The sequence below is a fragment of the Halomonas sp. PAMB 3264 genome (assembly GCF_031954245.1).
Lineage (GTDB): Bacteria > Pseudomonadota > Gammaproteobacteria > Pseudomonadales > Halomonadaceae > Vreelandella.
The window spans coordinates 1,422,794-1,431,240 of sequence record NZ_CP134866.1; the positions used below are offsets into that span (position 1 = coordinate 1,422,794).

Genomic DNA, 8,447 nt, shown 5'->3' on the forward strand with positions numbered 1-8,447 from the left:
TTTTATAGATATTCATTAGACCTATAACTCTTTGAGGCAATACATGATGCAAACCAAGTCAAGAGAACGCATCAGGAATTTGGCCGAAGTATATACCAACGAGCGTGAGGTCAAGGCCATGCTTGATCTTATCCCGATGAAAACGGTAGATGATATAATTCGGTATAAATACCTTGAGCCGGCGTGCGGTAACGGAAATTTTCTTATTGAAATACTTAGGCGTAAGCTAGCAAGAGTTAATGAAAAATATGCACAACGCTCAATGCGGGAATTTGAGTTTTTCCATGCTCGGGCACTTTCTACGCTCTATGGAATTGATATTTGCTACGAAAATGTGTCTGAAGCAAGGGAGCGGCTATACCGAGAAGTTAAATCGAATATTGACCTTCACAAAGGAAGTTTTTTTTATTCGGAAGGTTTTTTTCCTTTGATTCGCTACTTGTTAGAGAAAAATATTGTTCATGGTGATGCCATTAATGGGGCTGAACGAATTACATTCACCGAATATAAAGTGAAAGGGAAAGCCTTTGAGCAGTTGCGCTACCGTTTTGATTCGCTAACGGATAAAAATCCACAGCCCATCAACGCTATACCCAGCAAACATTTTTTGGTCATTGGGATGGAATATCAAATTTTAACAGGATGCGATGATGAAAGAATCCAGAGACATTTTGAGCTTGTTTGAGGCTCTAAACAATCATGAAGTGTTTACGCCGCCCAGAGTGGCTAGGAATATGCTGGATATGCTGCCTGATGATATTTGGCAAAATCCAAATATTCGGATATTAGACCCTTGCACCAAATCAGGGGTTTTTTTGCGTGAATCGTTTTACCGATTGTTTGATGGGCTAAAAGAAAAAGGGAAGCATAAAGGGGCAGATGGCAACACCTATGATTTGAATGACCCCCAGCAGCGCATCACCCATATTTTGAAAAACATGCTCTTTGGGATCGCCACCAGTGAGCTTACGAGTTATGTAGCACGTCGCACACTTTATGGCGTAAAAAAAGCAAATACGGATAAGCAGCTTGCTGCCCTAGATAGCTTTGAGCAGTCTTCTAATTTCCACGACTGGAATGAGGATGAAAAATACCGTTTTGTCGGGCGAAATGCGTTTAACAACTATTATGACCACCGTATGTTCTGCACTCCTGAGTACGCTGGGTTTGAGTCACAGGGAAATATCTTTTATCCCGTTGATGAAGTGACGTTAAAGGTTATCGAAAGCGACAGCTATGAAATTGAGGATATGTACTATCCCTTTATCGAACCTGATACGCAGCACCAAAAAATTCTAGATATTCGAGGTGGGAGCATGAAGTTTGACGTCATTATAGGAAATCCGCCGTATCAGGTTAAAGCAAGTAGTGGAACTCGGGATATTCCAATCTATAATCATTTTGTTGAGCAGGCAAAAGAAATAAACCCTCGGTATATCAATATGATTATTCCATCACGGTGGATGGCTGGAGGCTTGGGCTTATCTACATTTAGACAAAATATGTTAAGTGATAAAAGGATTCGTCAATTGAATGATTATCCATCATCACGTGATGCTTTCCCTGGTGTCGATATCAAGGGAGGTGTTTGCTACTTTCTATGGGATAGAGACTATAGCGGCAATTGTGAGGTGACAAGCTCACGAGGCAGCGAAGTGTTTGGCCCCATAAACAGAGATCTTAGTGAGTTTGATATATTTGTTCGTGACAGCCGATCTCTAGCTATTCTCAAAAAAGTCATTAGTAAAAATGAAAAATCTATCATCAAATGCCTTTCTGTAGACAAAGAGTTTGGATGGACATCTAATTTTACAGGCTTTGATAAAGATAAGAAAAAGGGGCAAGTGCCTCTGTATTATATTCGTAAAGGAAAGCGCGGGAATGGGTGGATTTCACGAAAATGCGTTACCAAAAGCGCTCATATGATTGATACCTGGAAAGTAATGATTCCAGCAGCTGGTTCCGACGGCGGAAAAAAAATACCGGATATAGTGCTGGGTAAGCCGATGATTACTTCAGCGCCGTCAGTTTGCACTCAGTCATTTCTGTTTTTTATGACAGATACAGAAGAAAGTGCGAAAAGTATAGAGAGTTACTTAAAAACACGTTTTTTCCGATTTTTAGTGTCACTAAGAAAGATGACTCAGCACGCGACTCGCTCAACTTATACATGGGTGCCTGCCCAAGATTGGTCTGAGTTTTGGACCGATGAAAAGCTTTATGAAAAATACCAATTGAACAAAAGTGATATCGCATTCATTGAGTCTATGATCAAAACAATGGAATAAAGTTATGCGCTATATTTATATCTACGAAACCCCCGAGTCTAAAGCCCAAGGCCTTATTAAGATAGGTGAGGCGAATGACGTTGAGCAGCGAATTCAAGGGCAGCTTAATACGGCGTCGGCGTTTGACGCAGCGAGCCTTGCCTACGAACTGCTTTATAAAACGGCAGCCGTTCGGGATGAGTGTGGTACTGCGTTTACAGATCACCATATTCATGACATTCTCGTGACAAAAGGGTATCACAAGCACCAAATCACAGAGGGAAGCGAGGTACTTAAAGGAAGCACTGAGTGGTTTGAAGTTAAGCCTGAAAAGGCCATACACTTAATTGAGCAGTACAAAAGTGGTCGACGTGCTGAGGAAATCGATATCGAGCGGTTTCAAGACTTCCCGATGCGCCCTGAACAAGCGGTAGCTGTAGAACAAACCCGCACCTACTTCAACTCCCAGCCCGCCTCCAACGCCCCCATCGAAATGCTATGGAACGCCAAAATGCGTTTTGGCAAAACCTTTACCGCCTACCAGCTAGCAAGGGCGATGGGGTTTGCCAAGGTGTTGGTGTTGACCTATAAGCCAGCAGTGGAAAGCGCCTGGCAAGAAGATTTAGAGCAACACGTTGATTTTAAAGATTACGTGTTTTTGCGCCGGGAAACCCTGGGGTCTATCAATGACTACCTCGATAAAAAGCGCAAGGTCGTCGCGTTTGCCTCCTATCAAGATATTCTCGGTACCCAAGATGTTGATACACAGATCAAGAGCCGGCATCGCCAGCTATTCGACACCCACTGGGATATCGTCATTATTGACGAATTTCACTATGGCGCGGGCACCAAGAAAGCCATGGAAATGCTCGCCGATGAAGTGGAGGCTGAGAAGGGCACTAAAAAGGAGCTGACTGAACGCGAAAAAGAGCTGTTTGCTGAGGAAGAGGAAGAGCTGGCTGAGGTAGAGGCGAGTGACGCCATTTTAGAAGCTGTTGAAAAATCTATTTCGTCTCTATATCGACTTTATCTGTCAGGGACCCCTTTTAAAGCGATGGCAGACGCTCGTTTCGACAGTGAGGCTATCTTTAATTGGACGTATACTGACGAGCAGAAAGCGAAAGAGGCCTGGGCAAAGGCTCACCCTGACGCGCTAGCATCCAACCCGTATCGATCGCTACCTCAAATTCAAATGTTTCTCTATAAGGTGTCAGAGGATCTAATTAAGGCGGGCTTGCAGGAGGGCAAAGACGAATTCAGCCTTAACCACTTTTTTAAGGCAAAACGACGCGCGTTTTTAAATGAAACCGCTGTGAAAAAGTGGTTAGATCTCATTAGTGGTGTCATTCGACCATATACCGAAGTTGCTGACGAGCTCCTAGATGAAGTGCGTATTCAGCCATCGCAGTACCCCTTTGATCATGATAGTGGCCTATTTCAAGAGCTTGATCATACGCTCTGGTATCTAAACCGCGTCGATAGTGCCTATGCGCTCAAACAAGCACTTGAGACTCATGCTGTCTTCCGCCACTTCCACATTATCCTGGCGGCAGGCACCGAGCTAGGCTCCGGGGTAGAGGCCGTTAAGCCAGTCCGCGACGCTATCAAAAGGCATCCTAAAACCATTACTTTATCGGTAGGTAAGCTAACAACAGGCGTTTCCATCCCCGAGTGGAAGGCCGTTATGTTTTTGCGTGACGTGGCTTCGCCTGAAAACTACTTCCAAACAGCGTTTCGCGCTCAAACGCCTTACACCGATCCAAAAACAGGGAAGATGAAGGAAACTTGCTATATCTTCGACTTTTCGCCGAATAGGTCATTGAAGCTGCTCACTACCTACAGCGAAAAGCTGTCCACCGATAGTCATTTGACCACTTCAGAAGAAAAGCTGTCTGAGTTTATCCATTACCTGCCAGTCTTGAAGGTAGCAGGCAATCAGATGGTCAGCATGGATGCCCGTGAGGTAATGACGTTCGACCTTAGCGGAATCGACGCTAAAGGGCTGGGTGAGCGCTTTCAGGAGCGTAAAAATGTTGTGGTCACACGCGACACCATCAACGCTATTAATGCCACTGAGCAGTCACAGGCGCGCTGTCAGGCTATCTTTGATCGTATCAAGATGTTCCGTAAATATAATGGTGCCTCAGACAAAGATATGACCGACGCTGACGCTAATGTGATTGATCTGGATGCCAACGATAAAAGGATTAAAGAGCTTAAGACCAAAGAACCCACTACGCCTAAAGAAGAAAAAAAACGCGACAAGGAACTAGGCGATGCTGAAAAGCAAATGAAGAGCGAGAGGGAGAAAGTGAGGGAGCTTTTGCGCACGCTTCTTTCACGGATACCCATTTTTATGTACTTAACCGACGCGACGGAAGAAAACCTGGAACAAGTATTGGTGGAGTCCGAGAACGATTTGTTCCGCAAAACTACAGGGATTGAGATAGGTGACTTCCGCTATCTCGTTGCGATGGGATTATTGAAGATCGAGAGCCTTGACGGGTATATCCTGAAGTTCATTCAGCTTGAAAATCAAAATTACGAGGTGGTGAACAGGATGGAAGATTAAACTTTGGTGGGTTAGATAGAGTCCTATACCAGCCGATCACCGCTTTAATGATGAGCATATGCGTTGTAAAAGTAAAACGACATCTCGGCGAGTTGGTCGGAAAAATAGCGCGGTTGTACAGCTATTGGCATGGAGCATTAGCGGAGTAGCCTTCCAGCTGACCCAGCAAGGTCAGCTGGAAGACCACGATGGCGTATATCTCGATCACGGCGCATGTTGACTCCTTTGCTTCGGTCTTGGAGTAATGGTCAAGATCGTATTTAGACGGTAGTCATCGGGGGTGGTATAGATACGGGGATTATCGTTTAATTGAAATATTTCGTGTAATTACATGCTGGCCTCGATTGTCAGTTGAACGGTGGTTCAGGAGTTGAGTTTAGCCTTCAAGGCTATCACCGTCGCTCAGTACCTTTCGCACCTGATCAATCAAGGCAAGCCGTTTTCGCCAGAAAAAAGGACAGAGGCGAAGCCGCGGGGTCAGCTCCAGTTGAATGCCACGTTGATGGCCCCGGTTGCAGATATTATGGCTACCACGGCCGTGAAACACAGGATGCGGCTGGCTCTTCACACCGGCGCGATTCAATTCAGCTTCAAGCTGTTGCCGGATTTCAACGTTATCGCCGCCGGTGTAGGCAATGGCGCCACGGCCCATGCAACCGTGAATCGTGACCACTACCCTTGAGCGGCTTGCGAGCGCCAGTGCGGCAGGCTCGTTAAACGCCGTGCTGGTGATGTGTAAATCCCAGTTGTGGAGCCTCTTGTGTCCGCCAAAACTGTAATAGTTAAACGTATCGCCTGCGATTCGCTTAGCAAGTGACGATGTACCCGGCTCTATTTTGCCGCCATGAATAGCCATGATGGTGATTGGTGAGCCTCTATCTGCAATCTCAATCGAAAATGCCCCGTGGGGTTGCTCGCTTTTTAACTCCGCAAAGCTGTTATAGCGGTCTCCACGTTGGCGAATCCAGCCCTTTCGGCGTAGCCAAACGGTCGCGTGGCCCAGCATGGGCTGTAAACGCATTTTTACCATTCCCCGTTCTCGATACGTGTCTCGTGCTTAGTCTCGGCATTGTAGAGGTAACACCATGCCTCGCCGTGTTGGGTAGGAAAAATAGCGCGGTTATATAACCCTTTATGTGGGGCATGCGCGAAGTAGCCTTCCAGCTGATCCAGCAAGGCCAGCTGTTCAGTATTGATTGTGTAGACCTCTACCACGGCACCCGCTGACACCTCCGCTTTGGCCCCAGGGTAAGGGCCAAGGTTATAGAGAGTGAGGGTAGTTAGACGGTCATGGCCGAGTAGGGTCGCGCCTTCAAGCCAATAATGGTTATGGCAACCATGCTTGAGCGTGCCGTACACGGCAACGCGCGGGCAGCGCTGTATATCGCGTTGCAAGTGATCCATGGTGTTGGCTCCTTTGTAAGCCGCAGTGAATGGGTGGTTGCGCTACACAAACCCTATCGGCTGGTGCTCACCATGCTGTTCCCGTTCTTCCAGAGTTAGCGCATCTAGCAGTGTATTCAAGCGAATAGGCAGCCCGCGTAAATCCAGTTGGTCTAGCGCGGTGCGCACGTTGCCGGGTGTTAGTCGCCGTTGGGCCAGATGGTTCGTGGGAATGTTTGCTAAACGCATGTGATCGCGTTCAGGCAGTACCGCTTTTAACAGTTCGCGCAGCGGCTCCGGAGCTAGCGGTAAAAACTCCACTTTCAGATCAAAGCGACGCATCACGGCGCGGTCTAAGCTGTCCACGCGGTTGGTGGTGGCTAATAAGATGCCGTCGAAGTTCTCAATTTGTACCAGTAGTTCGTTTGTGTGAGAAATCTCCCAGCTTTTCATGCTGTTATCGCGCTGCATCAGCAGGGTGTCTACTTCGTCCAACAGCAGCACGGCGCCTGTTTTCCGTGCTTTGGCAAATAGCTCGGCGAGCTTTTCTTCCGTCCCGCCAACGTATTTATCCAATAAGCTGCTGGCGTGAGCGGTAATCAGCTCGCGGCCTAGGCGTTTAGCTAAATGTTTTGCTAAGGCGGTTTTACCGCTGCCCGGCAGGCCGTGCAGGCATAAACGACCACGCTGGCGGCGCGTTAGGCGGTTGACGATATTCTCAAGCCCTGGGCGAGTATTGAGCCACTCCATGCGGTAAGCAGGCATGGCAGGGCCGGTGGAAGTGTTAGCACTGGTCGTTATGGGCGCGGCCGCTTTACCTAGCGCCTGCAGGCGTTGTGCCATGAGTGTCTCAATATGCTGTTCATTACGCTGTGGAGTGCGTGGGTTAAACAGCGTGCCTAGTCGGCACAGCTGTTTAGCCGCCGCTGGGGTCATCCACGGCTGTTCTGCCAAACGCTGTCGACCTATGGGAGTGACGGGCAGTGTTTCAATTAACTGCTGGTAATGAGTATTCATCTCTTCGTTGCGATTGGCCTTCACTTCGATAATGAGGTCGAAGCGGCGCAGGTAAGCGGGGTCGAGCCAATGCACGCTGTTACTTACCCACAGGCCAGGGGTCGGGTTGTTCTCCAGCAGCTGGTTCATCCAGCCTTTGGGAAGTGCTTCTTCGTCGTTGATGACGTCTTCAATCTCATCGAACATCAAAAGCCCAGTGCGCTTCCCAATCAGCGCTTGCACGACTTGGTAGCGGCCTAGGCGTTTGCTGGGAGTAAGCACATCGTTATCTTTTTCTGCCACTGGCACGCCGTATAGCGGAACCTTGAGCAGCGTGGCGAGCGATTTTACAAACTCCGTTTTTCCCACGCCCGGCGCGCCGTAAATTAGTACGTTAGCACCGGTTTGTTGGGTGTCGATCGCGTTACGCAGGTAATCTAATGCCAGCTGGCGCAGGGGTACAGCACCAAAACTGGCGAATGAATACGCGCCAGCAGGCTGGATAGGGCAAAGGCTCATAAGACGTTCAGTGATTAAGCTGCGTAACGTGCTGGAAGCAAGAGTTGCAACATCGTGGTTCACTAGTGGCGCTAAGCTCCGCAGCATCGGGCCTGGCGATAAGGTATCGTCTAAGTCTAGTAGGCGGTGAGTGTGGGTCGTATTCAGCAGCCCGAACATTTTTAGGCGGCTTTGTTCTTGTAAACACAGGTGCACGTCATCGCTGCCATGGCGGGTCAGCTGTGCTAATAGTTTCTTAGCATGGGTGTCTTCAATGCAGGTAAGCGTAGGGTTCATTTGTGGATAGCGCAGCCGTAGCCAGCTAAGAGTGAGCAAATGCGTTTCAAGCTCAGAGAGCTGTAGCAAGCTCGCGATCTGTTCACACAGGATCACGAGTGGGTTGTTCAGATGAGTGGATGGGTTGATGGTGCCGCTCGTACGTTTCCACCAACGCTTTAGAGAGGCGCTGTAATCTTGGTAGCGATGGCTACCCTTTGCAGCGGCCGGTACTTTGAGGCCGAGCCAGCCAAACAGGCTTTCCCAATCGTCATCGTCCAGCGAGCAGTTTTTGCCTTGGAACAGAACCACGCGCACAGCAATAAGCTGCGCCATAAGACGTTCTTCTGGGTGGTGTGTCTCGTCATCACCCGAGTTGGTATGAAGATTTAAGATAGTGTCCCACTGCATGGCCGTCTCCTTTGCTGCTTATGTCAGTAGCGTAACCCTTAGGT

At 48.2% G+C, this 8,447-nt stretch carries 6 protein-coding genes; 3 read left to right on the forward strand and 3 right to left on the reverse strand.

What is annotated here, in order from left to right; translation table 11 throughout:
- Nucleotides 1-43: 43 nt before the first annotated feature.
- The 3 genes from RN347_RS06365 to RN347_RS06375 are packed head-to-tail and all read left to right on the forward strand — an operon-like array spanning nucleotide 44 to nucleotide 4,839.
- Entirely contained in the window at nucleotides 44-685 is a 642-nt protein-coding gene (locus tag RN347_RS06365; protein WP_311960584.1) for a hypothetical protein, read from the forward strand.
- Nucleotides 651-2,288 (forward strand): Eco57I restriction-modification methylase domain-containing protein, encoded by a 1,638-nt coding sequence (locus tag RN347_RS06370; RefSeq protein WP_311960585.1) that lies wholly within the window; start codon nucleotides 651-653, stop codon nucleotides 2,286-2,288. The genes RN347_RS06365 and RN347_RS06370 overlap by 35 nt, the downstream gene beginning before the upstream one ends.
- A gap of 4 nt (nucleotides 2,289-2,292) precedes the next feature.
- A complete protein-coding gene (locus tag RN347_RS06375; protein WP_311960586.1) occupies nucleotides 2,293-4,839 on the forward strand; it encodes a DEAD/DEAH box helicase family protein in 2,547 nt (848 codons plus the stop codon).
- A 376-nt stretch (nucleotides 4,840-5,215) separates the two neighbouring features.
- On the opposite strand, the gene RN347_RS06380 is transcribed toward RN347_RS06375, so the two are convergent.
- From RN347_RS06380 to RN347_RS06390, 3 genes are read right to left on the reverse strand one after another with little or no spacing between them, the layout of a single operon-like run.
- On the reverse strand, nucleotides 5,216-5,869 hold the full coding sequence (locus RN347_RS06380; RefSeq protein WP_311960587.1) for a poly-gamma-glutamate hydrolase family protein: 654 nt from the start codon (nucleotides 5,867-5,869) through the stop codon (nucleotides 5,216-5,218).
- Nucleotides 5,863-6,243: a gamma-glutamylcyclotransferase family protein gene (locus RN347_RS06385; protein ID WP_311960588.1), complete on the reverse strand. Its 381-nt coding sequence runs from the start codon at nucleotides 6,241-6,243 to the stop codon at nucleotides 5,863-5,865. The genes RN347_RS06380 and RN347_RS06385 overlap by 7 nt, the downstream gene beginning before the upstream one ends.
- A gap of 42 nt (nucleotides 6,244-6,285) precedes the next feature.
- Nucleotides 6,286-8,403 carry an ATP-binding protein gene (locus tag RN347_RS06390; protein ID WP_311960589.1) on the reverse strand — a complete coding sequence of 706 codons (2,118 nt, stop codon included), beginning with the start codon at nucleotides 8,401-8,403 and terminating at the stop codon, nucleotides 6,286-6,288.
- Nucleotides 8,404-8,447 lie beyond the last annotated feature (44 nt).